Here is a 25,996-nt window from a genome sequence, read left to right on the forward strand (position 1 = left end):
CTGGCGTGTCCATGCCTCCACCCCCTCAGCAGCCGCAGTACCCGCACGGCCCGCAGCCCGGCCCCTACGGCCAGCAGCCCCCGGGGCCCTACGGGCCGCAGACCCCGCCGCCCCCGGGGCCCTACGGCTCCCCGTACCCGCAGGCGCAGCCGTACCCGCCCCAGCCCCACCCCCAGCAGCCCTACCCCGGCTGGGGCGTGCCGCCCATGGGTCCGCCCGCGAAGAAGCGCGGGCCCGGCCTGGCGCTGGGCATCGTGGGCGGGGTCGTCGGCCTGGTCGTGCTCGGCTCCGTGGGCGTCGGCGCGGTGCTCGAGTCCGGCTTCCCCGCCGCCGAGAACGAACTGGCCCTGCCCCACAGGCTGCTGGACGAGAAGTACCAACTCGCCGAGGACCTCTCCGACACCGAGGGGCAGAAGGTCGAGGACGAGGCCGACGGCGCCTGGGACGCCAAGGACATCCATGCCGTCGTCGGCCGCTACAGCCCGGGCGGCGACGACACCAAGGGCATGCTGCTCGTCTCCGGCATGTACGGCAGGTTCAAGAACGAGGCGGACGTCCGCAGCGGCATGCTCAAGGGCGCTGGCGAGGCCGGCGGGGTGACCGTCACCCGGCCCGCGCGGGACGTCACCCCGGCGGGCGCGGACGTCACCGTCTCCTGCGAGGTGCTCACCCAGAAGCAGGCCCTGGTGACGATCACCTACCCGGTCTGCACCTGGGCGGACGGCAACACGGCGGCCGTGGTGGGCGAGGTCGACCTGCAGCGGAAGGACTCCGCCGACGTCGACCTGGACACCGCCGCACGCAACACCCTGAAGGTCCGCTCCGAGATGATCAGACCGGTCGGCTGACCGCCACCCCCTCCTGCGCGGGGAACGAGGTCCGCAGCGTGAAGGCGTACGGCGTCGGGCCGTGCGCCCTCAGGTGCAACAGCCGCTCCTCCGCCTCGGCGACGTCGGGCCGGTGTCCCGCCGGCACCCACCACAGGGCGGTCACCGCGTCCCCGGGACGCTCGAACCACTCACGGCGCCGGGCCAGCAGCTCCCGGTGCCGGCCCCGGTACATGAACGCCGTGAGCGACTCGACGTCCCGCCACACCGACATGTTGACGATCAGCCAGGCGTCACCGAGGAAGGCGATGTCCGTCGCGTTGCCGGAGTCGCCCTGCAGCCGCCAGACGAAGCCCTCCGCGGCGTCCGCCACGGCGTTCACCGGGTCGAGGCCGTCGACGAAGTCCTTCAACCGGGGCGAGTCCAGCGGGTACTTGAGGCGGGCGATGTTCACCTGGGCGAGATGGCGCACGGGCTCCGAATCCGTCATGACCGGACGTTAGGTCGGCCGGCGCCGCTCCCGGTACCCCCGTCTCACAGGCCGAGCACTGCCCGCATCACGTCCTTCGCGATCGGTGCCGCGTCCCCGCCGCCGCTGATCTCGCCCCGGTCCGCCGAGGCGTTCTCGACCACCACCGCGACCGCGACCTTCGGCTCCAGATCGTCGTCGGCCTGCCCCCAGGAGACGAACCAGGCGTACGGCACACCGGCGTTGCCGAGGCCGTGCTGGGCGGTGCCGGTCTTGCCGCCGACCGTCGCCCCGGGGATGGCCGCGTTGGTGCCGGTGCCCTCCCGGACCACGTCGGTCATCAGCTCCTTCAGCCGCTCGGCCGTCGACGGCCGCATCACCTGCCGGTCCGGCCGCATCCCGCCGCCCGTGAGCGTCTCACCGCCCCGGCGGGTGGTCGACTCCACCAGATACGGCGTCCGCAACCGGCCCCCGTTGGCGACCGCCGCCGCCACCATCGCCATCTGCAGCGGAGTCGCCCGGGTGTTGTACTGCCCGATCGAGGCCAGCGCGAGCTGCGCCTTGTCCACACGGGTGTCGAAGGTGCTGGGCGCGACGGCGAAGGGGACGCGCAGCCGGGTGTCGTTGAAGCCGAACGCCTGCGCCGTGGCCGACATGCCCGGCACCCCGACGTCCACGGCCAGCTTGGCGAACACCGTGTTGCACGACCACTCGAACGCCGCCCGCAGCGAGGCGTCCCTGCAGCCGTCGGCCTCGTTGGTCAGCCGGGTCCTGGTACCGGGCAGCCGGTAGGGGTCGGGGGAGCGGGTGCGCGCGTCCGGATCCCTCACCACCCCCGAGTCCAGCGCCGCCGCCGCGGTGACCACCTTGAACGTCGACCCCGGCGGATAGGTCTGCCGCACCGCCCGGTTGAGCATCGGCTTCTCCGGGTCGTGGTTGAGCCGGGCCCACGCCGAGGACGCCGCCTCACTGTTGCCGGACAGCTCGGCCGGGTCGTACGACGGCGTCGACACCAGCGCCAGGACGCGGCCCGTGGCCGGCTCGATCGCGGCCACCGCGCCCTTGCGCCCGTGCAGCCCGTCGTACGCCGCCCGCTGCGCGCGCGGGTCGAGGGTGGTGACGACGTTGCCGCCCGGACCGGCGCCCCGCGTCACGTCGTTCCACAGCGGCAGCGGCGCCAGCATCGGGTCGGCGCCGGAGAGCACCCCGTCCTCCGCGTCCTCCAGGAACGTGGTGCCGTACAGCTGCGAGGCGTGCCCGGTGACCGGGGCGTACAACGGGCCGTCGCGGTAGGTGCGTTCGTAGCGCAGTTGCTCGCCGGTGTCCGTGGAGCCGGTGACCGGCTCGCCGCCGACCAGGATGTCGCCGCGCGGCTGCTGGTAACGGGCGATCGTGGCACGGCGGTTGGCCGGGTTGGACTCGTAGGTGCCCGCCTGGAACACCTGCACCCGGGCGGCGTTGGCCAGCAGCGCCGTCAGCAGCAGGACGCAGAACGCGCAGGCGTGCCGGATGTACCGGGTCATGGCCGGCCCGCCGCCGTACTCGGTCATGACGCCTCCCGCCCCGCGTGTCCGGCCACCCGGTCCTGCGCGCCGCACTCGGTCACGGCGCCTCCTGGCCGTCGTACTGGCTGCGGGCCGAGTCGCTGACCCGGATCATGAGCGCCACGATCGCCCAGTTGGTGACGACCGAGGAGCCGCCCTGGGCGAGGAACGGCATCGCCATGCCGGTCAGCGGGATCAGGCCGGTGACCCCGCCGGCGATCACGAACACCTGGAGCGCCAGGATCGAGGCGAGACCGACGGCGAGGAGCCGCCCGAACGGCTCGCGCAGGGCGAGCCCGGCCCGGTAGCCGCGCTCCACGAGCAGCGCGTACAGCAGGAAGATCGCCGCCAGGCCGGAAAGGCCCAGCTCCTCCCCGGCCGTCGCCAGGATGAAGTCCGACTTGACGGCGAAGCCGATGAGCACGGAGTGGCCGAGCCCCAGCCCGGTGCCGAGGACCCCGCCCGCCGCGAACGCGAACAGGGACTGCGAGAGCTGGTTGGGGCCCTGCCCGGCCTCGATCGTGGCGAACGGGTGCAGCCAGTCCTGGATCCGGCCGCCCACATGCGGTTCGAGCCGGCCCACGGCGACCGCCCCGAGCACGGCGAGCAGCAGGCCCACCGCGATCCAGCCGGTGCGGCCGGTGGCCACGTACAGCAGGACGACGAACAGACCGAAGAAGAGCAGCGAGGTACCGAGGTCCCGCTCCAGGATCAGCACGCCGACGCTCAGCAGCCAGATCGCCACGATCGGGCCGAGCACCCGCCCGGTCGGGAACTGCATCCGCCACAGCCGCCGGCCCGTGTACGCGAGCGCGTTGCGGTTGGCGGCCAGATAGGCGGCGAAGAACACCGCGAGCAGCACCTTGGCGAACTCGCCCGGCTGGATGGAGAACCCGCCGATCCTGATCCAGATGCGCGCGCCGTTCACCGCGGGGAACAGGATCGGCAGCAGCAGCGCGACGAGGGCGGCGACCACGCACACGTAGGAGTAGCGCTGCAGCACCCGGTGGTCGCGCAGCATCAGCACGACGAGGATGAACAGCCCCACCCCGAGCGTCGACCACACCAGCTGCGCCGGTGCCGCCCGGTCGCCCGGCGTCTCCAGGTCCAGCCGGTAGATCAGCACCAGGCCGAGCCCGTTGAGCAGCACCCCGATGGGCAGCGGGAGCGGATCGGCGTACGGCGCCCGCTTGCGGACCACGAAGTGCGCGAACAGGGCGAGCACACCGAGCCCGGCACCGTAACCGGCGGCCCCCGGCGGCACCCTGCCGCTCCTGGCCAGACCGACCGCGCAGTAGCCGTACACGGACAGCAGCACGGCCAGCACGATCAGCGCGAGCTCGACGCCACGGCGCCGGGGCAGGCGGGCACCACGCGCGGGCGCCCGCGGCTCGGCCACTGCGGTTCCGGCCTTGGTCATGTCCGGAACTTACCCAAACAGGACAGTCCGGCCGGGCAGGCGCCCCAGCGGGGCGCGTCAGCGGTGGACGCCGGCACAACCGGCCCGGCGCCGGCCCCGGCTGCCCGCACCGCCCTCACCGCCCGCTCTCAGGGCAGGGTGAGAGCGGCGACCGCGCCCCCGTCCACCGCGTTGCCGAACGTCAGCCGGGCACCCAGCACCTCCGCCTGCCCGGCCGCGATCGTCAGCCCCAGCCCGTGGCCCTTGGCGCCGCCCTCGGTCCGGAACCGCTGCGGGCCGTGCGCCACCAGGTACTCCGGATAGCCGTCCCCGTGGTCCCGCACCGTCACCACCGGGCCGTCCACCGTCAGCACCACCGGCGCCCGCCCGTGCTTGTGCGCGTTCGCCACCAGGTTGCCCAGCACCCGCTCCAGACGCCGCCGGTCCGTCTCCACCCGGGCGTCCCGCACGATCCGCACCTCGGTGTCCGTCCCCGACGCCCGCACCACCCGGCCGGCCAGCGCGCCCAGCTCCTCGAAGTCCAGCTCGCGGCGCTCCCGCCGGGTGTCCAGGCGGGAGATCTCCAGCAGGTCCTCGGTGAGCGTGCGCAGCGCCGCCACCCGGTCCCGGACCAGCTCGGTCGGCCGGCCCGGCGGCAGCAGCTCGGCCGCCGCGTGCAGCCCGGTCAGCGGGGTGCGCAGCTCGTGCGCCACGTCCGCGGTGAACCGCTGCTCGCTCAGCAGCTTGCCCTGCAGCGACGACGCCATCGAGTCCAGCGCGGCGGCCACCACGGCCACCTCGTCCTGCGGCCGCGTCGGATCCTTGGTCCGCGGATCGTTCACGCGGGCGTCCAGATCGCCCGCGCTGATCCGCCGGGCCACCCGCGCGGTGCCGTTCAGCCGCCGGGTCACCCGGGTCACCGCGAACGCGCCGACCAGCACCGTCGCCCCGATCGCCAGCGCCGACGACCACAGGATCGACTGGTCGAGCCCGGCGATCGTCCGGGCCTGCTGCGAGTAGTCGACCTCCACCGCGAGCGCCCGGTGGCCGTTGGCCGGACCCGCCGCCCACATCGTCGGCCGCCCCAGGTGCGAGGAGACCATCGTGCCGCGCTTCCCGGCCACCGCCAGCGCCCGCAGCCGCCCGGGCAGCCCGTCGGGGTCGAGTCCCGCGCCCGGCAGCAGCGCGTCCCCGGCCTCGTACGCCGCCGTGGCGTCGTCCAGCCGGGACAGCGCCAGGTCACGGGCCCGGCCGACCGTCTGGTTGGTGACCGACACGTGCACCAGCACCCCGAGCAGCGCGGCCAGCGCACAGCTCATCACCGTGATGAACGCGGCCGCCTTCACCGCCAGCGCCCCGGCCCACCGGGGCAGCGCGATCCTCATGGGCCGCTCGCGGACGCGCCGGGGGAGGCCGACGGGGACGCCGTCGCGGACGCCGGCGGGGCGGTCGCTCCGGATGCCGACGGGGACGGCCCACGGCCGTGCGGGACCCGGCCGGTGCGCAGGAACTCGTCCCGGGAGAACACCATGGCCCGCCGGTCCTGATCCCAGATCCAGGTGGTCCGGTACTCGTACCCGGCGATCCCGGCCGGAGAGCGCTCGATCAGGGCCCGGCCCGCCAGCTCCACCCCGATGATCGCGTCGTTGTCGGCCAGCACCTGCACCAGCCGGTGCCTCTCGACCGTGTAGACCCGCACCGCCGTCTGGTTGGTCGGGTACAGCCGGAAACCGAGCGTCATCTCGACCCGGCCGTCCCCGGTCAGATCCCGGTAGTACGCCCGGAGCAGCGGACACCGCGCCCGTACCCCGCCCGGCTCGCACTCGCGCACCCGGTCCACGGTCGCGTGGTACGCGCCCTTCGAGCCGTAGTCGTCCGGATGCGCGGCGATCTCCGCCCGCACGACGTCCACCGGATCGACCTTCCGGATGTCGTCACCGGGCACCGTGACGCCCTTGACGGTCTCCCGGGTCGCCACGGCGTACGGGTACGCGGGGCTGGACGCCGGCCGCAGATCCGGCCAGAGCCGCGCCGGGCTGACCGCGGTCGGTGTCGCCCCGGCGCCCTCCAGCCCGCCCCGGTCCCCGCAGCCCACCGCCGCCGTCGCCACCAGGGCGACGACGGCCGCGGCGCGGGCGGTGCGACGGACTGACCTGCGGGCTGGCACGGGGCTCCAGGTGCTTCGGGGGACGGTTGGGGCGACGGTGACGACCGAGGCCGGTACACCCTATGCGCAACTCGTAGGAAAGTCCTTTTTGCACACCTCAGCTGCCGGCCGTCCGCGAACGCCCCCGCCCCCCGGGCAGCAGGCTCACCCCCGGCCCCGCCGCAGGCTCACCACCGGCCCAGCCCTGGCGTCACCCTGCGCCCCGCCCTCCGCGGCCGACCTCGTTCTTGCCGTCACCGCGCCCGCCTGTTCCCATGGTCAGGGGGTGATGCACGCATGAGCGGCACGAGCGGCATGGGCGGCGAGGGCGGCATGAACGGACTGCGCGTGGTGCCGGCCCGGCAGCAGGGCCACGAACGCCTGCACGTGTGCGGCCCGGACGGAGCGGACGTCGCCTGGTACGACCGGGACACCGGCCGGGTGAACCTGGTCGCGGCGGACCGCGAGGCCGACGTGATGGACGCCCTCAAGCCGTTCCTGACCGGCCCGGTGACCGTGGGCCCGCCCCCGGTGCCCACCCCCGCCGAACTGGCCCGGCTCACCCTCCACCCCGACGACGACCTCGCCCCCAACCGCCCCGGCGAGGCCCTGCTCGTCGCCCTGGACCGCGACCCCGGCCACGCCCGCCGCCTGCGCCCCGACCCGCGCCGCCGCGCCCTCACCGCCGAGCAGACCGCCGGCGAGGCCCTGGACCGCCTGGAGGGCGCCGGCTGGCACACCCTGCACTCTCTCCCGCTCCCCGGCGGCGACCGCATCCACCACCTGCTCATCGGCCCCGGCGGCCTCTTCGCCGTGCACGCCCTGTACGCCCGCAAGCAGCGGGTCCTGGTCGCCGACCCGATGGTCACCCTGGGCCGCCAGGACCCGGAGCCCGTCCTGCGCCGCCTGCGCTCCGCCGCCGACCGTGCCTCCCACGCCCTGACCGCCGAGGTCCACCCCCTGCTGGCGCTCCTGGACCCCACCGACATACGCACCCCCACCCCGCCCCGGGACGTCCGCGTCCTGCGCACCGCCGACCTCCCGGCCCTGGCCCGCCTGGGCGCCGTACTGAAACCGGCCGACGCCGAGGCCCTCCACGCGATGGCCCGCGACCGGAGGACGTGGGCGAGGCTGTAGCAGACGTGGGCGAGGCTGCAGCGGGGGAGGAGCGGACGAGAGGGCGGCCGCCCAGGACATTTCCGTAGCGGGGGAGTAGCGCATGACCGGGCAGCCGCCCAGGGCAGTTCCGTAGCGGGGGAGTAGCGCATGACCGGGCAGCCGCCTAGGGCAGTTCCCCGACGCCCCGCCCCTCCACCAGCCCCTTCAGCAGATCCCCCGCCTCCCGCACCCGCTCCACGACGTCCCCCGCCGAGAACTCCAGCTCCGCCGCCCCCCGGCACCCCTCCACCTCCCGCCACGTCACCGGCGCGGACACCAGCGGAACGGCTCGCGCGCGCACGGTGTACGGCGCCGCCGTCGTCTTCCGGCCCGCGTTCTGGCTCCAGTCCACGAACACCTTTCCCGGCCGCAGACTCTTCGCCATCCGGTGCACCACCAGCCGCGGCATGGCCCGCTCCGCCTCCACCGCAAGCGCCTTCGCGTACTCGCTCGTCCGCTCCGGCGAACGCCCCCGCACCGCGGCCAGCAGATGCAGCCCCTTCGACCCCGCCGTCTTCGCGTACGCCTCGATCCCGTCCGACGCCAGCCGCTCCCGCAGCCACAGCGCGACCTCGCAGCACTGGACGATCGTCGCCGGCGCCCCCGGATCGAGGTCGAACACCAGCCGGTCGGCCTCCTCGGGCGACTGCACCAGCCACTGGTGCGTATGGAACTCGGCCACCAGGTTCGCCGCCCACACCAGGCTCGGCAGGTCCCGCACGACCACCATCCGCGCCGGCCCCTCGGACCGGGGCACCTCGGCGGTCATGACCCAGTCGGGCGTACCCGGCGGAATGTTCTTGGTGAAGAACACCTGCCCGTCCGGCCCGTCCGGATAGCGCAGCAGGGACACCGCCCGGTCCCGCAGATGCGGCAGCATCACGTCGGCGACGGTCGCGTAGTAGTGCAGCAGCTCCCCCTTGGTGAAGCCGGTCTCCGGGTACAGCACCTTGTCCAGGTTGCTGAGCGCGACCCTGCGGCCCTCCACCTCTGTGATTGGCGTCATAGGATGACAATCCCAGAAAAACACCCGCATAACGCCGTATCGCCATACGGCACATGCGACGCCCGCTCGGAACGGAGGCCGCGGCACGTGCGATCCATCTGGAACGGCGCCATCTCCTTCGGACTCGTCAGCATCCCGATCAAGCTGGTGAACGCCACCGAGAGCCACTCGATCTCCTTCCGCCAGATCCACACCGAGGACAGCGGCCGCATCCGCTACCGCAAGGTGTGCGAGCTGGAGGACCGGGAGGTCAGCCAGGCGGAGATCGGCAAGGCGTACGAGGACGCCGACGGCACGATCATCCCGATCTCCGACGAGGACCTGTCCCACCTCCCGATCCCGACAGCCCGGACGATCGAGATCGTCGCCTTCGTGCCGGCCGACCGGATCGACCCGCTCCAGATGGACGCGGCGTACTACCTCGCCGCGAGCGGAGCCCCGGCCGCCAAGCCGTACACCCTGCTGCGCGAGGCGCTCAAGCGCAGCAACAAGGTCGCCATCGCCAAGTACGCCCTGCGCGGCCGGGAACGCCTGGGGATGCTGCGCGTGGTGGGCGACGCCATCGCCATGCACGGACTCCTCTGGCCGGACGAGGTACGCGCCCCCGAGGGCGTCGCCCCGGACGGCGACGTCACCGTCCGGGACAAGGAACTCGACCTCGCGGACGCCCTGATGGACACCCTCGGCGAGGTCGACCTGGAGGACCTGCACGACGACTACCGCGAGGCGCTGGAGGAGGTCATCGCGGCCAAGGCGGCCGGCGAGACCCCGCCCGAGGCCCCTGAGCCCGCCGAGGGCGGCAAGGTGCTGGACCTGATGTCGGCGCTGGAGAACAGCGTCCGCGCCGCCCGCCAGTCCCGGGGCGAGCGGCCGGCCGCCGAGGAGGCGGAGGGAGCCGACGTCAGACCCCTCACCCGCCGCCGCTCCACCCCGAAGGAGACGGGCGGCAAGAAGTCGACGGCCACCACCTCGAAGAAGGCTCCGGCGAAGAAGACCGCGGACGCGAAGAAGTCGACGGCCAAGACCACCCGCGGCGCGAAGAGGACGACGCCGTCGAGGAAGTCGGCGGGTTCCACCGGCTCCGCGTCCGGAGCCGCTGCCCGGTCCACGTCCAAATCCACTGCCAAGTCCGCCAGTTCGGCCAAAGCGACGACGAAGAAGACCCCGGCGAAGAAGACGGCCTCCCGCAAGCGCTCGGCCTGACGGCGGGCCGTCCGCAGGACCGGAGCGGGGCCGGTGCGGGGCCGGTGCAGGGAATGGACCGGTATTCCCTCCCCTGAGATGGGACGACTCGGGCACGATGTGGGCGTGACTTACGTGGTGACCGTGACCATGGCCCCTGCCAAGGGCGCTCCGGAACTCGACCCCCTGCAGCGGGAGGGCGTCATCTTCGTGCTGCGGAAGGGCTTCGACTCGCTCGAAGCGGTCGAGGGACCGGACGGCATGGAGATCGAGCTGATGGACGACGTCATAGCCGCCCATCCCGGAGGCGCCCTGCTCAAACTCTTCGTGGACGCGCCGGCGCTGGAGTTCGCGGAGGACGCCGCGCGCGAGGTCGTGGCAGAACTCCTCGAACGCACCGAACCGCTCGCCGACTGGCAGATCACCCGCTGCGCGGTGGAACTGAACTCCGCCCTCCTGCAGGAGAGCCTCGACGCCGCCGACGGCCCCGACGCCCCGCCCGCCGACCCGGCGGAACGCGCCCGCCGCCACGCCGCGGCGGAACCCGCACCGGCGCAGGGCCGCCTCGACCGGGCCGAGGTCGAGGCCATGCGCACCAGGCTCCGCACCCTGGCACCGGCCCTGAGGGCCTTCCCGCTCGACCTCTTCGGCTTCTGCGACGACGAGGAAGAGCGCACCGTGTCCCGCGAGGCGGCCGAAATCGCCGCGGGTGCCCTCGTCTTCGCCATCGACCTCCTGGTGGACGAACTCTTCACCGACCTGGCCGGCCTCGAGGAGGACGGCCCCACGGTCGCCGAGAGCGACGCCACCTTCATGCTCCTGGACGACCTGCCCTCGCAGTACGCCGACGAGTACACGGTCCTCTTCGCCCGCCGCCTCACCGTCACGGCGGTCACCCTGACGGCCCGCCTCACCCAGCCCCACTTCACCGGCCCGCACTGCGTTGCCGAGGACATACTGCTGAGGGTCCTGCTCACCCAGGCCGAGGTCGCGGCCGACCTCTACGACCTCCTCACCGACGAGGTCACGACGGCCTTCGAGACCCTCACGGACACCCTCGACGAGGACCCCGCCCACGACCCCCTGGACCACGCCCCACCCGGAGTGGAGAACTGGTTCACCCCCTTCGATGCCGAGAGCCCCGTCCACCCGTACGCGACGAACGACGACGAGGAGTCGTTGCAGGGGCGGTAGCTGGTGGCCGGTGGCCGGTGGCCGGTAGCCGGTGGCCGGAGCCGGAGCCGGAGCCGGAGCCGGAGCCGGAGCCGGAGCCGGAGCCGGAGCCCCAGCCGCAGCCGCAGCCGCAGCCGCAGCATCGCGCGGACCCTCGGGTGGGCCCCACCCCCCGGATGGCTTCCCCGATGAGCGCCGCACCCGAAGTCGATCTAGCCTCCGAGATGAGCGCTTAGTGGATCTTCTGTTGGTGCGCTCTTCTGATTGAAGAAGGAGGAGAAATGCGCAAGCTTCGCACTGCCGTCGCGGCGGCCGCCATCATCGGCGGCGTCGGCTTCATGGGAGCCGCCCCAGCCACCGCCCTGCCCATGGGCGGCGGCCACGGCGGCGGTTGCAGGTCCCACGACTTCAACCTGGACATCCTCGGCGAGGTGGGCGTCCTCAACGGCCTGGGCGCCAACCTCATCAACGGTGAGGGCAGCCCGGGAGCCCAGTTCACCGACATCGGCTCCGACTGCGGAGGCTGGTAAGACCACCTCCAAGCACACCCGAATAGGTCCGGGCACCTGGCCGCCAAGGCCGAGGCCCACTCCACCGATCTGTGGCAGAGAATCTCATCTCAAGGTGGACACCGAAGGCCCCGCACCGTTACCGGTACGGGGCCTTTGTGTTGGCCACCGAGAATCCAGGTACTGAAGACCACTGACTCCATGGCGACTACAGTCACCTGTGTGCGACACGTCACGTTGCGTCGCACGTCGGGCGGTTGGGACCAGCCACCTTCGCGCCCGACTCGTGCCGGTTGGGGGGCATCATGAATGAAATGGTCAAGGGCTCGAACGTGGCTCTTGCATCCCTGAGTGAGAACGTCGGATCGGTCATCGTCGGTCTGGGCTGGGGGAGCCCGACCGGTGAAGGCGACGCGGACGTCTCCGTCCTGTTGCTGGACGTGAACGGCAAGGTCCGCAGCGACAGCGACTTCTACTTCTACAACAACCCGGTCGCCGTCGACGGGAGTGTGCAGCTACTGGGCAAGACACCGACGGCGGACGGCAACGAGGACCGGATCAGCTTCGACCTCACCGCGGTCCCGGCCGACATCGACCGCGTGGTCGTCGCGGCGAGCCGCTACAACGGAGCACGCTTCGGCGAGCTCGAGGACGTACACCTGACTTTGGCCGACGGCGCCGGTGACGACCTCCTCCGTTTCCCCGTCGCCGATGTCGACTCGATGAGCGCCATCATCTTCGGCGAGCTGTACCGGCGCGGAGATGAGTGGAAGTTCCGCGCTGTCGGCCAAGGTTACGAAGCCGGTCTCGCAGGTCTGGCCACAGACTTCGGCGTCGACATCGAGGACGACGCGGAAGCGGTGGAGGCACAGAACGACGCGGCGGCCGACGACCAGGAGGACATGACCGCCCCGGCCCCCGCCGGCGAACCGGGCCCGCAGAGCACCCGGGAAGCCGTCCCGTCTCCCCGCCGTCCCGCGCAAGCCGGCGAGTCACGGAAGCCTGCCGTCCGGCCCCGTACCGCCAAGAAGAAGATCACGCTGCCCAGGGTGGCCAAGAAGACCCTGGCGGAGAACGAGTCCTGGAGGGAGGCCCGGCTCTTCCCGGTGTCGGCGCTCAAGAGCGACCGCGACCGGGAGATGCGAGCCACCTCGGTGCTGCTGTCGGTGATGGCACAGGTGCCGGAATTCGGCCGGAGACTGACCGCGGCGTTCGGGGCGCCGGCGGGCCGCATGGAGACCTTCGCCGAGGTCACCCTGCCGCACGGCGACTCACCGCGACGCCCCGACGGGGTGATCCGCGTCGAACGGGCCGGCAAGCTGTGGACCGCCCTGGTCGAGACGAAGACCAACGGCAACGCGCTCAAGTCCGATCAGGTGCAGGCGTACATGGACATCGCCGCACGCCGCGGGTACGAAGCGGTGATCACACTCTCCAACGACGTCGCGCTGGAAGGCAGCCCGCTCGTCGACGTCAAGATCGACCGAAGGCGCAAGCACAAGGTGGCGCTCTGGCACCTCTCCTGGGCGGAGGTCACCCACCAGGCGCAGATGCTGATCCGCCACGAGGGCGTCGGCAACGCGGCACACGCCTGGCTCCTCCAGGAACTGCTGCACTACCTCCAGCACGACAACTCCGGCTGCCACGGCTTCCAGAACATGGGCCCGTCCTGGGTCCCCGTACGCAACGGGATCGACGACGAGACCCTGTGCCAGGGAGACGCGCGCGCCCTGGAGGTCGTCGAGAGCTGGGAGCGGCTCATCCGGCAGGTCTGCCTCGGCCTGGGCGGCGAACTGGGCCAGAAGGTCCTGCCCGTCCAGCGCGCCAAGCGGGGAACGGACCCGGGAGAACGCCGCAGCCGCCTCGCCGATCAGCTCTGCCAGGACGGCCGGCTGGACGCGGAGCTGCGCATCGACGGAACGCCCGGCGTCCTGACGGTCAGCGCGGACCTCCGCACCGGCAGACTCCGCACCTCCGTCGAAGTCCCGGCACCCGAACAGGGCTACCCCCTGTCCTGGGCGAAGCGGCTCGTACGCCGCCTGGCCGACGCCCCCGCGGACCTCCACATCGAGACCCTCCTCGAGGGCGAGACCGGCGGCCCCCGCGGCACCCTGGAACGGCTTCGCCCCGAGCCCGCGGACCTCCTCCCCAAGGACAGCACCAACCGCATCACCGGCTTCCGCCTGACCCTGATCAAGAGCATGGGAAGCGGCCGCGGCAACGCGGAGACCGGTTTCATCCGCAGCGTCGACGACGCGGTACACCGCTTCCACAAGTCAGTGGTGACCCACCTGGACCGCCCGGCACCCCGCCGGGCCCCGATCGGGGAAGCGGCCACGACGAACTGAGTCCGGCGACCCGCCTCAACCATCCGACCGGCCACCATGAGCCGATGCCACGAGGCCCCGGGTCCTCCCCGGGGCCTCGACCGCGTCCGTGTGCCGTCCGCTGGGGCAACCCGGACGGGGCCGAAGCGGGCGATCACATAATCCCCGTGACTCGATCGCCGTCCTGGCAGGATGGCGCCATGGAACGTGTGCTTGGAATCGGTGGGTACTTCCTGCGGGCCGCCCACCCGGCAGCCCTGAGCGCGTGGTACCGCGACTGCCTGGGCCTGGACGCGGACGAGCACGGCGTGTGGCGGCAGGAAGCCGGCCCCACGGTGTTCGCGGCATTCGAGCCCGAGACCGACTACTTCGGCTCCCGCACCCAGCGAACCATGCTCAACTTCCGCGTCCGTGACCTGGACGCCATGCTCGCGCAATTGCGCGCCGGGGGAGCCGACGTGGCAGACGAGACGCAGGACATGGAGGGCGTCGGCCGATTCGGCTGGGTCACCGACCCCGAGGGCAACCGCATCGAACTCTGGCAGCCCGCCTGACCTGACCCTCACCTTGGGCGGAGCCGTGCTCGTGGCCGACCATCTGGTCAAGGTACGAGCCAGGCCGGCTCCGCACGGTCACGTCCGAGCGTCGGCCTGAAGGCCGTGCCTACCGCCCGGAGAACTGCCTGAACGGACGCCAGAACGCAACTGGACGACGGCACGCCGCCGGCCGGCGTACCGAGGACTACGCAGCCGGCCCGGTGCCCGCTACCCCTTCCGTTCGCCGCCCGGCACGGAAAACCTCCCGGACAGTCCCGACGAGAAAACCCGCGGCAAGCACCCCGATCACGATCGCACCCTGCCGCACCCCATCGGCGTCACCTCCGTCGAGGTAGGCAACGCTGCGCACCTCGGTGGGGCGCTCAGGGTCGTACACGACGGGCATGTACGCCCCGGGCTTCGCGGAGCTTGCCGAGCCGGACGGGACATCGACGTCCGCTCGCACGGAACCGGACGGCGTACTGAAACGCACGGTCACGGAAGTCGCCCAGCCTTCCTCCGTCCGGCCGGTGATCTCGACTATGGCCGCGTCGGTCCTGAGGCCCTGGGCCCGAAGACTTGCCAGCACCTGGTACTCCTGAGCGGCCTGCCACCCCATGACTCCAGCAATGGCGGCGAACACCAGGAAGCCCGCGGCGGCCAGGCGGACCTTGGCCCAGCGAGGCGCCACCAGCCAGGACTCCGGCCCGGCCCGCAGCAGCCCAGCCACCAACTGACCCGGCGAAGGAATGCCCCAGCCCCGGCGTCGCAGCAGCCATGTGACACCGTCCGCTGCGGTCAGCGCGGCCGCCCAGCCGAGAACATAGAGCCACAAGGACCCAAACGGCCCGAAGACCATACACACCACGACGGCCACGCCGCCCGCGAGCACTCCCCACCCGGCTGGAATGCCGTACTCGCCCCGGCCGCCGCTCAGCACGGATCCGCGCTCATCCATCTGCGCCTCCACACCTCGTCACGGGATGAGACTCACGGGCTGCGGCACTGGTTGTAGGAGTACCCGACCGTCTCAGCAGGCGCTTGCACTGAATGACGGAGCATCAGGGACTGATGCCAAGCACGTCATGTGGTTCGTCGTATTGCCCGACTAATCTTCCGTGTATGGGGCTTGGCGACATCAAGTACGAAGACATAGTCGCGGCGACCGAGGAGTTCCGTCGCCTGGGCCGGGACAACTTCCTTCAGACCTACGGCTTCGGACGGGCCAGGTCATACGAGCTGGTTCTGGACGGCCTTCGCTATGACTCGAAGGCCATTGCCGGTGTCGCCCACGGGCATGCCACCGGCGACCTCCTGAGAGCAGGGGATTTCAGCGGCGGCGCGGCCACGGTGGCGCGACGCTTGCGCGAACTCGGATTCGTGGTGGAGACCGGGGAGGCCTCCCGGAACGGCGCAGCTCTGCTGGCACGCCTCCGGAAACTCAGAGTGTCCCGCGGACCCGGGAGCTCAGCACCCAGCCGTCATCAGCCGCTGAGCCTCCTGTGGGCGATAGCCCGCGAAGCCGATGAGCGGCCCCGTATGGCCCCGTGGCCACAGTTTCGAGACGAAGTGGGCCCGCTTCTTGTCGAGTTCGGCCTTCCCAACGCGAAGGCCACACCGGAGTATCCCTTCTGGCATCTCCGGGGCAGCGAGCTGTGGGAGGTCCAGGGCGTACCGGTCGAGCTGGTCAAGGAGATGCCGCGGATGAGCATCCTCGACGCGCACCACCCGCAGGCCGGCCTGACGGAAGAGACCGCCGCTCTCCTCGGAGACCCGTTGATCCGCCTCGATGCCATCGCCACCATCTGCGACGTATATCTCGAAGACGTCGACCGCCACACCCTCTTCGAGCGAATCGGCCTCGGCGGATACATAACAGCCGGCAGCCTGTCGAGCCCTTCGGAGCCGGGACGCAGCGAAGCCGGCGTGGACGAGTACGGGCGGATGACGGGCCCCGCACCACGCCGCGAAGCGACCGGTTCTGTCATCGTCCGCGACGAAGCATTGGCCAGAAGGGTCAAGGAACTCGAGGGCGATCGGTGCCAGATCTGTGGCACGACGCTCCGCTATCTGAACCGCCCCTACAGCGAGGCAGCTCACATAAGGGGCTTGGGCAGGCCCCATCACGGTGCCGACGAACTGCAGAACCTCCTGTGTCTGTGTGCCAACTGCCACGTCCTCTTCGACGGCTTGGAGATCTACGTCGACCCCGATGGCCTGGTCAGGGGAACGAGGGACAGCAGAGAACCCCGCCCGCTCCGCCGCGACCCCAGACATCCGGTGGACGAGGCGCACCTCGGCTATCACCGTGGTCTGTGCAACGTCAATGCTCATGGGCTTGCCGTCACCTGACCTGGTCTTCGGCCTTCATGCCCGTTCACCCGCACGGACGCCCGGCGTGTGATCGGCAGGGCGCCTCGCGTCTGACTGCGGGGGATGTACGGATGCTGAAAGGCGACCAGAACTATCGGTGTCCAGACGCCAATCGCCACGATGGCAACGGAGACAGCCCACTCACCCCACCGAGGGGGTCGACCGAAATGACCAAGGGGGAGACAGAAGCGTAGAAGCTCAGGCAGCGTGGGAGATGCAAGTAACAGAGCGGTGGGCGGTGGGGACAGGAGCCGAATGCTCCTCACCACTCGGGCCGGTGACCGAGCGCCGACGGACGCGTCGTGCTGCGCAAGGAGGATATGTGGCGACCGAAACGTTCAGCATCGACAAGCGGCCCTTGCGGGATCTGCTGCGGCAGGTCGAAGCGGGGAAGATCCAGTTGCCGGAATTCCAGCGTGGCTGGGTCTGGCCCTGGCCCAACATCGCGAGTCTGCTGGCTTCGGTGTCCCTCAATTATCCGATTGGGACGGTGATGCTGCTCGAAGGCGGCGGAAACGTCCGGTTCAAGTACAGGCCGATCGAAGGAGCGACCCCGGGTGGGCAGGTGCAACCGGAGTCGCTGGTCCTCGACGGACAGCAGCGGCTCACCTCACTGTTCCAGTCGTTGGCGATGGAAAGCCCGGTGGACACCCAGGACGAGCGCAAGCGTCGGGTGGCCGGCTGGTTCTACGTCGACATGGCCAAGGCCCTCGATGAGAACGAGGACCGGGAGGACGCGATCCGTTTTCTCCCATCCTCACGCAAGGTGGTCAACTTCCGCGGTGAGGTCCTGGAGGACTACTCGACAAGGGAGTTGGAGTACCAACATCGCCTCTTCCCGCTGCGAAGCCTATTCGACAACGCGTGGGGCGACGGCTTCGCTCGCCACTGGGGCTTCGCGCCGGACGCGATGGAGCTCTGGTACGGCTTCCGGGACGGCTTTATCCGGTCGTTCGACCTCTACCACTTCCCGGTCATCGAACTCGGCAAGGGCACCCCCCGTCAGGCCGTGTGTCAGGTCTTCGAGAAGGTCAACACGGGTGGAGTCACCCTCACCGTGTTCGAATTGCTGACGGCGACGTACGCCGCCGACGAGTTCGATCTGCGACGTCACTGGCACGAGTGCCGTTCTGCCTGGGAAGCACCTGAGTACGCCATCCTGCGGGACGTCTCCAACACCGACTTCCTCCAGGCGGTCACTCTGCTTGCCACCGCCGAGCGACGCCGCCATGAGGAAAAGGCCGGCACGGACGAGGAGCGCCTGCCGCGTATCGGCTGCAAGCGCAAAGACATGCTCGCGCTGAGCCTGGAGGACTACCGGCGGTACGCGCCCGACGTCGTCGCAGGCTTCAAGGCCGCCGCCAAGTTCCTGCGTCAGCAGTTCGTCTTCGACACGCGGTTCCTCCCGTACGGCACGCAACTCATCCCGCTTGCTGCGATCTTCGCGCTTGCCGGCAAGTACGCGGAGACCGCGGGTGCGCAGGAGAAGCTGGCTCGCTGGTACTGGTGCGGAGTGTTCGGCGAGCTGTACGGCGGTACCACCGAGACCCGGTTCAACCTCGACCTCCCCGACGTCGTCGACTGGATACACGGGGCGCCGCACGAACCCCGAACGGTCACACAGGCACAATTCGCGGCGAGCCGCCTGCTGACCCTGCGAACCCGGCAGAGCGCTGCGTACAAGGGCATCTACGCGCTCCTGCTCAAGGCGGGCGCCGTGGACTGGCGTACGGGGGAGAAGGCTGAGGTCAGTGTCTACTTCGACGAGGCGATGGACATCCATCACATCTTCCCGCAGGCCTGGTGCCAGAAGAACGGTTATGAGCGCTCCGTCTATAACTCCGTCGTCAACAAGACACCGCTGACGGCACGCACCAATCGGATCATCGGCGGCCACGCACCGTCCGAGTACCTGCAGCGGCTCGCCAAGGCGGCCGAGACGAGTCCAGAGGGCGTCGAGCAGCGCATCAGCACACACCTCGCGGACCCAGGGCTGATGCGGACCGACGACTTCGACGCCTTCTTCGAGGAACGGCGGAAGGTGCTTCAGGAACACATCGCCGGAGCGATGGGCAAGCCGGTGGTGGACGACCACATCCCCGGCCAGCGGCCTGGGGCGGCGGTCCGGGCCGCTGAGATCGGGCTAGGAGCCAGCGTCTAAGTTCTGTGACCTCAGGACACCCCAGTCCGGTGGGTCGAACGCGAGGCCCGCGCCGCTTAGTCAGGTGGGCCTCGCGACACGACCGCCCTGTCGCCGAAGATCCGGGAGAGGGTGGTGTGGACGCGTCTGGGCGCAGACGTCGACGGCGGTTGCCGCACCGGCGGCGGGCTCGGTGATGGTTCCAGCTGGGGGCGACGGCGACGACATGCCGTGCCGCGTGGGCCAGGACCGACGCTGGGCAGCAGATGTCTCCTCGGCCTACTCGCCCTTCTTTTCGACTGACCGCCAACGCCACATGACGCCCAGCCACACTGCACAGCAGACGACGAAGAACACCACCGTCCCAAGGCCAACCGACTGGATCACGAGCGAGCCGATCACGACAGCGATCGCCATCAGGACCGAGCAGCCGACGCAGCCGTAGCCACACGAAACGATCATGGGTTCCTGGCTCATGTGCCCCCCGAGAAAGTTCAATGAGCAAGGACCGAGCATAGGGCCAAGCTCACTCTGTCGGCACGCCATGCGGCGAGGCCCGGGCGCCAGGGATAGCGGCCACGTACTGGTGCCGAGACCGCTACCAGGCGGCGTAGCGGGCGACTGTCGTCATAGGCATTGTGCTTAAGCGGGGCGCCACCACATTCCCTGCCGACGCTGCAGGCCCGACGTCGAAGGCGTCGGCCGGCGGCACCGGTCAACATGTCCTGACGTACCGCCGTTCCTGGCTGCATGCGCCCGCATATAGGCGAAGACGCCGGGCCTCAGCGCTTCCGTTCGTGACGGGGTCTTTGGGCACCTCATGCTGGGTGCCCCGGCAGGATTCGAACCTGCGCACATGGCTCCGGAGGCTGTTTGGCCTCGCAGTAAAACGGCTGGTCAGGGTCAGGTAGACGCGTCATTGGTCCGTGCACGTCCACAAGCAGTCCACAGGATCCTGACCACCCGCAGCGGTTCACCGCTTCCTACGAAACTTGCCAAATCCTGTTCCCATAGCCCCAGCACATCGGATGCCGCAGGGTGTTGACGAGTTGCCGGTCATTGTGGTGGTCAACCCCGAGGTTGAAGCTCCAGCTGGCTGAGGGCAGGTCCTGTCCCATCCCTACCGTCTGACGCACTCGGCGCACCTCTCTCGAAGTGGCTGAGGGAAGCCGTACCACAGAGTTGACGATCATGTGAGCCATCAGAGGAACCGCCGCTGTACTCGCCGGGCTCTACACGGGTTAGGACTTGATGATCTTGGCTGTGGGTTGGTACGGACCGCTCGAGTCATCTCTTGACGCTGAGACATCATGCGAGTCCTAGAGGGCAGAGCAGTCGCCCGCTACAGTAACGGCCAGGGGGAAGTCCTTTGCGGCAACAGGCACCGGTCGAGCTGCCGGAGACGGAGTTGCTAGCGTGGGAGCAAGGGCATCAGAGGGGACTGGTCATGGCCACTGTGCACGATGTAGCCGCATACATCCTCGACCAGGCTGGGCCCGTGTCTGCTATGAAGCTGCAGAAGCTCTGTTACTACGCCTACGGTTATCACCTTGCCTGGGAGGATGAACAACTCTTCCCGGAACCGTTTGAGGCCTGGGCGAATGGTCCCGTAGCGCCAACGCTCTATGAGGCCCACCGCGGTAAGTTCTCACTTAAGCGCGGGGATTTTCCAGCAGTGCCGAGTCGTCTGACCTCAGGCCAGCGAGAATCCATCGATATCGTCATTAAGTCCTTCCGTGACTACACCGCGCATCAGCTTTCGGAAATGAGTCATCAAATCGATGGCCCGTGGGATCTGGCGCGAAAGCGAGCGAGCGTCCGAGAGCTTGAACGGTCGGATGAACGGTTGAGCGACATTGACATGTTTGAGTACTTCTCAAGGCTGATTTCCGTGGACGACGGGGAATAATTCGCAGCTGGATTTAGGCCGGGCGATGTCTCTCCTGCCTGTGCCGCAATAGCTACCCACTGGGTGTTTATTTACGACCGCATCGATGTTTTCCCGGTGCGGGCGACTTGATGTCTGGCCGGCGTCCGGAGCGACTCATCCTTCCCTCCGTAAGAGCTCTGCGCTACGAATAGAACCCTTGTCCGATAAGGCGCCGAGAGTCCGTCTGTCGACTCTCGATGGGCACATCTCCGAGCCCCTCGCGTTTAGCCTGCAATACAGCCTGCGCTGCCAACTTAGCGAGGCAGTACTGCCAAGTCAACGAGTCAGACATAAGCCCATAAACCGCTCTTATCGGATACGCTTGCGGTGCCCTGCTCTAGTGGTCTAGCTTTTCTCTCGCGACTCGGGGAGAGAACAGATCCGCCCAGTGCAGGTGATTGCCGTGCGGGTCTGATGGGGCATATTCCAGGTCGATGTATCGATACGGTTCGCCGTACGGCAGGCAAATATGATTCGCAGCGGGGGGCTGGGGGTGGCGAAAGCTAAGAAGCGGCTGGTGCCGCCGTCCAAGCCAAGTTCCGGTAAGCGTGTTGTTATGCCGGCCGTGGGGCTTCTTCCTAGCGCGGGTAACTCGCCGGCGCGGGTGTGCTGGCGTTTCGCTCATGCTGATTGGGAAGGGCGTTGGGGGTTGCAGCACCTGACTATCGAAAGATGGAACTGGATCATGTCCAAGCTGGTTCAGTTTGAGACCATGACCATTCAGGAGTTGCGGGAGTCGAATGCCTACGTCGAATACGAACTCCCGAGCAGGCTCGATGCAGAGGCCTTGACCCGTCTTGAGGAAGTTGGACTTTCTGACCTGACCAAGCTGGGGCGATTTCGCCTTACAGGGAAGAGTCGTTTGTATGGCGTCATGGAAGGCAACGTCTTTCATGTGTTGTGGTGGGATCCGCATCACCAAATTTACCCATGGGAACCCTGGAATACGTGATGCGGCCGAGCGATGGATGGCTTATGAAGAGCTGTAGCAAGGATCCATCGCCGTCTTCGACTCAAAGAATCAGGTAAAGCCTCGCGGGTGGCTAGTAGATTTGGGGGAGGCGTCTTCGGAATGGAAGACGTAATCGATTCATTTATCGAAGCTCTTTTGGAGGATAGTGAGCGCCTCGGCCAGCTAGAGCGTGCACATGTCGTCCAGGTTGCGAGCCGTCGGGGCATTAGCCCGCAGCAGTTGGATCGCGTTTTTACCGTGTTGCGTGGACACGGGGCGTTGAGCGAAGAGCCGAAGGACGGACGGACCGCCTTCGGTGAGGTAACTGAGTCCGAGCCCGATTCATCTGAATGCGATACGTCGGACTCTCCGCTTGGCCAGATCGGACGCCATCGTATCTTGAGTGCTGACGAAGAGGTTGCGCTGGGGAGACGGATCCAGATGGGGCAACGTGCAGCCGAACTCCTCGCAGCCGGCGAGGCCCTGGGGGAATCTGCCGAGCTCGTGCGTGATGGTGACGCGGCTCGCAGGACGTTGGTTCGGCACAACGTGCGCTTGGCAATCAATATCGCGAAGCGTTTTCTTCCGAGTGCGGGCGATCTAGAGCTTGACGATTTGATCCAAGAGGGAATCGTAGGCCTTAACCGCGCGGCGGAAAAGTTCGACCCCGCGATGGGGTTTAAGTTTTCCACCTATGGAAGCTGGTGGGTGCGACAGGCAGTAAGTCGAGCCATCGCTAATACCAGCTCCGCGGTCCGCCTGCCAGTGCATATTCGCGAGGAACTGCGGCGCATCGAAAAATACGCGCGTGGCTTCGAAATGCGTAATGGTCGAGTTCCAACAGTTCCGGAGCTAGCCGAGGCATTGGAAGAGAAGCCTGCCTCGATTCAGGCGCTCCTCGACTACTCCGCGCCCATCATCCATTTGGATGTCCCCGTCGATGATGAGGGCGGGGCAACATTGGGCGACCTGTTGCTCACGTCCAAGACGGAGCGACCAGAGTACGAGACCATCCACCAAATCCTGAGGCAGCAAATCCTCGACACGGTAAGCAGCTTGTTGGAAGGTGCGGACCCGAGACTGATGCGACTTTTGGAAGGCCGTTTCGGCCTAGACGGCGATGAACCTATGACGCTGGAGGCCCTAGGCAAGGAATTCGGAATAACAAGGGAACGGGTGCGGCAGTTGGAGAAGAAGCTGCTTGAGCGGCTGCGAGCAAACGACAAACTTAAGGATCTGATGATGGAGTTCTTCGCGACGGGGGCGGCGTGACACAGAACGTGATCGAGGCCCAAACCCGATTTGTGACCTGGCTCGACAGCAGAGTGACGGCTGCGGGCCGAGGGGACGGAGAGAGCCTCTTGGAGGCGGATCCGTCAGGTGTGTATTGGTTGGGACGGCTTGCCCCAGAGAGCGAAGCGGCAGCAGTGGGCCGCGAGCGACGCATGGCTCCGTGCGCAATCGGAATGAGGGTGCGACCCGACCGCGGCGGGCCCTGGTCTTTCCGAGTCCGAGTGCGAGCCTTGGCCTGGAACCGGGCGCGGGATTCACAGGAGCGGGGCGAGAAGTGGGAGAAGACCGCGCCGATCGACGTGGAGGTACCTGTCGATGTCCCGGTGGGCGCAGCTGGAACGCCCTTCGGTAGCCGGCTGATCGCCGAAGCTCTGCACGCCGCTGGGGCCGTGGGCTCGAGAGCCGAGTTGCGGGTGACCGACGAGTCCTGGCGCGGAGCGCCTGAGCTCCTAGTGGAGCTTGTTAATACCACTTCGGCAGGATCGCGCCAACGCGGCGAGTGTCACCTGTTCGAAACAGAGCTGCGAGTAGTGGATCTGCCAACTCTGCCGTTCTTGTTGGAATCACTACCCGATAGCTTTCGATATGACCGACGTCTTCCCGCGATCGGCATCAACTGCGGTGTGACCCTCGAAGGAGCCCGCGAGCTAGTCACAACTGACCAAGTGGTGGTCGACCGGGGACGCCCGGAATATACCTTCGGCTACACCGACGTAGATGCCTTGCCGCTGACATTCGAGCGTCTGTTTCAGGATCCAGTGGCTACCTTGTCGCGACTGGTGGATGCCTACGAAGCGTGGGGGCGCGACCATTGGTCGCCTGAGCGCCTGCGGCACCGGGCTTCGGAAGAACACTGGCAGCCGGAGATGGTTCGCCAGGCTCAAAAAGCCGCTGATGAGCATGTCGCGGAGCTGCGGCGGCTGCATGCCGGCGTGGAGGCGCTGGAGCAGCACCGTGATCTCCGCTGGGCGTTCCAGTTGATGAATCGGGCTATGTGCCGCGCGTCGCGTGGACGTTACGACGGTTGGCGGCCTTTTCAAATTGGCTTCGTGTTGTCGGTACTGCCCTCCCTCGTGCGCGGGGGAGCGGACTGGCAGACAGTGGAAACTGTCTGGTTTGCCACCGGTGGTGGCAAGACTGAGACCTATCTGGGCCTACTCGTGCTGGCTGCCTTCCATGACCGGCTGCGGGGGAAGCTCGCAGGTATTACCGCATGGAGTCGTTTCCCACTCCGAATGTTGTCTCTGCAGCAGACTCAGCGATTTGCTGATGCGCTGGCTGCAGCCGAGCTGGTGCGCCAAGACTACAAGGTTGCTGGTGATCCGATTTCGCTTGGCTACTTCATTGGTTCCGGCGCTACCCCCAATGAAATCCCAACAGCGCCGACTGAATATAACCCCATCGACATCGATGAGCCTGGTATGGCCGACCGCTACCGAGTGCTAACCGCCTGCCCATTCTGCGGGTCGGAGAAGCTCCGCATGAAATTTCACCGCGGTGACTGGACCCTACGCCACCTGTGCACAGCGACCCAATGTCCCTCTAAGGGACAGCCGCTGCCCGTGTATATCGTTGACCAGGAAATCTACCGTTTCCTCCCTACCGTGGTGATCGGTACCCTGGATAAGGCAGCGCTCATCGCCATGCAAGGCGGTATGCGGGCCTTCGTCGAAGGACCAGCCGGCCGTTGCTCGCGCACAGGCCATGGCTTCACTTACGCCAAGCGCGCCAAACGTCCTAACGGCTGCCTCGTGCCCGACTGCCCTGGGGAGACTACCCCCTTGACCGTGAAGGAACGAGCTCGCTTCGCTCCCTCTTTCCGATTGCAAGACGAGTTGCACCTTCTTCGCGACTCACTAGGGGCGGTCGATTCCCATTACGAGTCGCTGTTGGACGCCCTGCAGCTCGAGCTCACAGGCACGACGCCGAAGATCATTGCTTCATCGGCGACGCTCACCGGATTCGAACGGCAGGTAGGCGTCTTGTACAACCGCCCGGGACGGGTCTTCCCGGTTCCCGGCCCCTCTGCTCGTGAATCCTTCTGGACACGCGAGACCGATCACCTACTGCGCAGATTCGTCGCGGTATGGCCACGCGGCGTCACTCTAGAGTGGGTGTCCGACCGCACCACCACCATCCTGCAGCAGTCTGTGCGTAGGTTGCTACAGGAGCCCCAACGCGTCTGCGCCGAGGCACGCATCGACCCTACGCATGTGCCCATGCTGCTGGATATGTACGGCACCCATGTCGTGTACGGCAACACCGTGCGGGATGTAGAGGCGGCCCGCCGTTCCCTAGGCACCCAGGTGCCCGTGAATCCACTCAACGCCGCACAGCTCACGGGCCAGACTCCCTTCGAAGAGGTCCGCGAGACGTTGCAACGCCTCGTGCGTCCAGAGGACGGATTCCTTGACCGCCTGCATGTCCTCACCGCGTCGTCGATGATTTCTCACGGGGTAGACGTTGACCGCCTAAACATCATGACGGTGCTTGGTGTTCCACTGACGACCGCTGAATTTATCCAGGCCACCGCACGGGTGGGACGAACTCATCCGGGCCTTGTCTACGTAATACATAAGGTCGGCCGCGAGCGCGACGCCGCAGTTTTCGCCCACTTCACTCCCTTCATAGAACAGGGTGATCGCTTTGTGGAGCCCATTCCGGTTACTCGCTCGAGTCGCCGCGTACTGGAGCTGACCACCAGCGCGGCAATCGAGGCGCGCCGTTTGTTCGTCCACGAACCGCGTTCTGCTTTGGGGCGTCTGACCACAGTAGAACTGCTGCGTAAGTTCGCCGCTCAAACCGACCTGGCCTCAGGAGAGGAGGCCCGCGCCTGTGCGGCGGCCCTGGGCGTAGACGAACAAAACCACCTAGCTTTCGATGACGTCCACAGGCAGTTGGAGGCGTATTTCATGCGCCTTGAGGATCCCGGTTATGGGGCTAAGTGGCCAAACCAACTACTCGCGCGCGCGCCCATGCGCTCGCTGCGTGATGTTGAAGCCCAGATCCCCATCAGTGACGACTAACCGAAG

21 protein-coding genes are annotated in these 25,996 nt (G+C 68.2%); 13 read left to right on the forward strand and 8 right to left on the reverse strand.

Annotated elements, in window-relative coordinates; translation table 11 throughout:
• The first annotated feature begins 11 nt into the window (after nucleotides 1–11).
• Nucleotides 12–848, forward strand: a complete 837-nt coding sequence (locus tag ACWCPN_RS15180) for a hypothetical protein (protein WP_451206058.1) — start codon at nucleotides 12–14, stop codon at nucleotides 846–848.
• Here ACWCPN_RS15180 and ACWCPN_RS15185 read toward each other — a convergent pair.
• From ACWCPN_RS15185 to ACWCPN_RS15205, 5 genes are all read right to left on the reverse strand, one after another.
• Complete coding sequence (locus tag ACWCPN_RS15185) at nucleotides 832–1,317, reverse strand: DUF3291 domain-containing protein (RefSeq protein ID WP_365119773.1); 486 nt, start codon at nucleotides 1,315–1,317, stop codon at nucleotides 832–834. The two genes, ACWCPN_RS15180 and ACWCPN_RS15185, sit on opposite strands and share 17 nt — an antisense overlap.
• Nucleotides 1,318–1,361: 44 nt before the next feature.
• Nucleotides 1,362–2,819: a penicillin-binding transpeptidase domain-containing protein gene (locus ACWCPN_RS15190; RefSeq protein ID WP_451206061.1), complete on the reverse strand. Its 1,458-nt coding sequence runs from the start codon at nucleotides 2,817–2,819 to the stop codon at nucleotides 1,362–1,364.
• Between the two features lie 79 nt (nucleotides 2,820–2,898).
• On the reverse strand, nucleotides 2,899–4,260 hold the full coding sequence (locus ACWCPN_RS15195) for an FtsW/RodA/SpoVE family cell cycle protein (protein WP_451205774.1): 1,362 nt from the start codon (nucleotides 4,258–4,260) through the stop codon (nucleotides 2,899–2,901).
• 128 nt (nucleotides 4,261–4,388) lie between these two features.
• The gene (locus tag ACWCPN_RS15200) at nucleotides 4,389–5,624 is read right to left on the reverse strand and encodes an ATP-binding protein (protein ID WP_199211988.1); all 1,236 of its coding nucleotides are present in this window, start codon (nucleotides 5,622–5,624) and stop codon (nucleotides 4,389–4,391) included.
• The gene (locus ACWCPN_RS15205; protein ID WP_451205778.1) at nucleotides 5,621–6,406 is read right to left on the reverse strand and encodes a hypothetical protein; all 786 of its coding nucleotides are present in this window, start codon (nucleotides 6,404–6,406) and stop codon (nucleotides 5,621–5,623) included. The genes ACWCPN_RS15200 and ACWCPN_RS15205 overlap by 4 nt, the downstream gene beginning before the upstream one ends.
• A gap of 312 nt (nucleotides 6,407–6,718) precedes the next feature.
• On the opposite strand from ACWCPN_RS15205, the gene ACWCPN_RS15210 reads away from it, so the two are divergent.
• Nucleotides 6,719–7,522 (forward strand): nuclease-related domain-containing protein, encoded by an 804-nt coding sequence (locus ACWCPN_RS15210; protein WP_451206065.1) that lies wholly within the window; start codon nucleotides 6,719–6,721, stop codon nucleotides 7,520–7,522.
• 145 nt (nucleotides 7,523–7,667) lie between these two features.
• Here the strand turns inward: ACWCPN_RS15210 and ligD are convergent, their stop codons facing one another.
• Nucleotides 7,668–8,549 (reverse strand): non-homologous end-joining DNA ligase, encoded by an 882-nt coding sequence (gene ligD, locus ACWCPN_RS15215; RefSeq protein WP_451205781.1) that lies wholly within the window; start codon nucleotides 8,547–8,549, stop codon nucleotides 7,668–7,670.
• A gap of 87 nt (nucleotides 8,550–8,636) precedes the next feature.
• Between ligD and ku the strand changes: the two genes are divergently transcribed.
• The 5 genes from ku (at nucleotide 8,637) to ACWCPN_RS15240 (ending at nucleotide 14,294) form a co-directional block, all read left to right on the forward strand.
• Nucleotides 8,637–9,752, forward strand: coding sequence for a non-homologous end joining protein Ku (gene ku, locus ACWCPN_RS15220; RefSeq protein ID WP_451205784.1), 1,116 nt, complete (start codon nucleotides 8,637–8,639; stop codon nucleotides 9,750–9,752).
• 105 nt (nucleotides 9,753–9,857) lie between these two features.
• The gene (locus ACWCPN_RS15225; RefSeq protein WP_199211991.1) at nucleotides 9,858–10,925 is read left to right on the forward strand and encodes a hypothetical protein; all 1,068 of its coding nucleotides are present in this window, start codon (nucleotides 9,858–9,860) and stop codon (nucleotides 10,923–10,925) included.
• A gap of 260 nt (nucleotides 10,926–11,185) precedes the next feature.
• Entirely contained in the window at nucleotides 11,186–11,434 is a 249-nt protein-coding gene (locus ACWCPN_RS15230; RefSeq protein ID WP_199211992.1) for a hypothetical protein, read from the forward strand.
• Between the two features lie 284 nt (nucleotides 11,435–11,718).
• Nucleotides 11,719–13,761: a TerD family protein gene (locus tag ACWCPN_RS15235; RefSeq protein WP_451205788.1), complete on the forward strand. Its 2,043-nt coding sequence runs from the start codon at nucleotides 11,719–11,721 to the stop codon at nucleotides 13,759–13,761.
• A 179-nt stretch (nucleotides 13,762–13,940) separates the two neighbouring features.
• Nucleotides 13,941–14,294: a VOC family protein gene (locus ACWCPN_RS15240; protein WP_451205791.1), complete on the forward strand. Its 354-nt coding sequence runs from the start codon at nucleotides 13,941–13,943 to the stop codon at nucleotides 14,292–14,294.
• A gap of 187 nt (nucleotides 14,295–14,481) precedes the next feature.
• Here ACWCPN_RS15240 and ACWCPN_RS15245 read toward each other — a convergent pair whose 3' ends face one another.
• A complete protein-coding gene (locus tag ACWCPN_RS15245) occupies nucleotides 14,482–15,234 on the reverse strand; it encodes a hypothetical protein (RefSeq protein WP_451205794.1) in 753 nt (250 codons plus the stop codon).
• 164 nt (nucleotides 15,235–15,398) lie between these two features.
• On the opposite strand from ACWCPN_RS15245, the gene ACWCPN_RS15250 reads away from it, so the two are divergent.
• Nucleotides 15,399–16,628 (forward strand): HNH endonuclease, encoded by a 1,230-nt coding sequence (locus ACWCPN_RS15250; RefSeq protein WP_451205796.1) that lies wholly within the window; start codon nucleotides 15,399–15,401, stop codon nucleotides 16,626–16,628.
• 343 nt (nucleotides 16,629–16,971) lie between these two features.
• Nucleotides 16,972–18,810 (forward strand): GmrSD restriction endonuclease domain-containing protein, encoded by a 1,839-nt coding sequence (locus tag ACWCPN_RS15255; RefSeq protein ID WP_451205799.1) that lies wholly within the window; start codon nucleotides 16,972–16,974, stop codon nucleotides 18,808–18,810.
• A 258-nt stretch (nucleotides 18,811–19,068) separates the two neighbouring features.
• Here ACWCPN_RS15255 and ACWCPN_RS15260 read toward each other — a convergent pair whose 3' ends face one another.
• A complete protein-coding gene (locus ACWCPN_RS15260) occupies nucleotides 19,069–19,266 on the reverse strand; it encodes a hypothetical protein (protein WP_451205801.1) in 198 nt (65 codons plus the stop codon).
• A 970-nt stretch (nucleotides 19,267–20,236) separates the two neighbouring features.
• Between ACWCPN_RS15260 and ACWCPN_RS15265 the strand changes: the two genes are divergently transcribed.
• The 4 genes from ACWCPN_RS15265 to ACWCPN_RS15280 all read left to right on the forward strand — a co-directional run bounded on the left by ACWCPN_RS15265 (nucleotide 20,237) and on the right by ACWCPN_RS15280 (nucleotide 25,990).
• The gene (locus tag ACWCPN_RS15265) at nucleotides 20,237–20,698 is read left to right on the forward strand and encodes a Panacea domain-containing protein (protein ID WP_451205804.1); all 462 of its coding nucleotides are present in this window, start codon (nucleotides 20,237–20,239) and stop codon (nucleotides 20,696–20,698) included.
• 706 nt (nucleotides 20,699–21,404) lie between these two features.
• The gene (locus ACWCPN_RS15270; RefSeq protein WP_451205807.1) at nucleotides 21,405–21,671 is read left to right on the forward strand and encodes a hypothetical protein; all 267 of its coding nucleotides are present in this window, start codon (nucleotides 21,405–21,407) and stop codon (nucleotides 21,669–21,671) included.
• A 120-nt stretch (nucleotides 21,672–21,791) separates the two neighbouring features.
• Entirely contained in the window at nucleotides 21,792–22,943 is a 1,152-nt protein-coding gene (locus ACWCPN_RS15275; protein WP_451205810.1) for a sigma-70 family RNA polymerase sigma factor, read from the forward strand.
• 434 nt (nucleotides 22,944–23,377) lie between these two features.
• Nucleotides 23,378–25,990: a helicase C-terminal domain-containing protein gene (locus ACWCPN_RS15280; protein WP_451205813.1), complete on the forward strand. Its 2,613-nt coding sequence runs from the start codon at nucleotides 23,378–23,380 to the stop codon at nucleotides 25,988–25,990.
• The last annotated feature ends 6 nt before the right edge of the window (nucleotides 25,991–25,996 follow it).

This window comes from Streptomyces sp. NPDC002386, assembly GCF_053593175.1.

Coding starts and splice junctions, on each gene's coding strand:
- ligD (WP_451205781.1), bottom strand. CDS start 8,549: ATGACGCCAATCACAGAGGTGGAGGGCCGCAGGGTCGCGCTCAGCAAC.
- ACWCPN_RS15265 (WP_451205804.1), top strand. CDS start 20,237: ATGGCCACTGTGCACGATGTAGCCGCATACATCCTCGACCAGGCTGGG.
- ACWCPN_RS15260 (WP_451205801.1), bottom strand. CDS start 19,266: ATGAGCCAGGAACCCATGATCGTTTCGTGTGGCTACGGCTGCGTCGGC.
- ACWCPN_RS15180 (WP_451206058.1), top strand. CDS start 12: ATGCCTCCACCCCCTCAGCAGCCGCAGTACCCGCACGGCCCGCAGCCC.
- ACWCPN_RS15240 (WP_451205791.1), top strand. CDS start 13,941: ATGGAACGTGTGCTTGGAATCGGTGGGTACTTCCTGCGGGCCGCCCAC.
- ACWCPN_RS15245 (WP_451205794.1), bottom strand. CDS start 15,234: ATGGATGAGCGCGGATCCGTGCTGAGCGGCGGCCGGGGCGAGTACGGC.
- ACWCPN_RS15235 (WP_451205788.1), top strand. CDS start 11,719: ATGAATGAAATGGTCAAGGGCTCGAACGTGGCTCTTGCATCCCTGAGT.
- ACWCPN_RS15200 (WP_199211988.1), bottom strand. CDS start 5,624: ATGAGGATCGCGCTGCCCCGGTGGGCCGGGGCGCTGGCGGTGAAGGCG.
- ACWCPN_RS15185 (WP_365119773.1), bottom strand. CDS start 1,317: ATGACGGATTCGGAGCCCGTGCGCCATCTCGCCCAGGTGAACATCGCC.
- ACWCPN_RS15195 (WP_451205774.1), bottom strand. CDS start 4,260: ATGACCAAGGCCGGAACCGCAGTGGCCGAGCCGCGGGCGCCCGCGCGT.
- ACWCPN_RS15190 (WP_451206061.1), bottom strand. CDS start 2,819: ATGACCCGGTACATCCGGCACGCCTGCGCGTTCTGCGTCCTGCTGCTG.
- ACWCPN_RS15270 (WP_451205807.1), top strand. CDS start 21,405: ATGTCCAAGCTGGTTCAGTTTGAGACCATGACCATTCAGGAGTTGCGG.
- ACWCPN_RS15210 (WP_451206065.1), top strand. CDS start 6,719: ATGAACGGACTGCGCGTGGTGCCGGCCCGGCAGCAGGGCCACGAACGC.
- ACWCPN_RS15230 (WP_199211992.1), top strand. CDS start 11,186: ATGCGCAAGCTTCGCACTGCCGTCGCGGCGGCCGCCATCATCGGCGGC.
- ACWCPN_RS15250 (WP_451205796.1), top strand. CDS start 15,399: ATGGGGCTTGGCGACATCAAGTACGAAGACATAGTCGCGGCGACCGAG.
- ACWCPN_RS15275 (WP_451205810.1), top strand. CDS start 21,792: ATGGAAGACGTAATCGATTCATTTATCGAAGCTCTTTTGGAGGATAGT.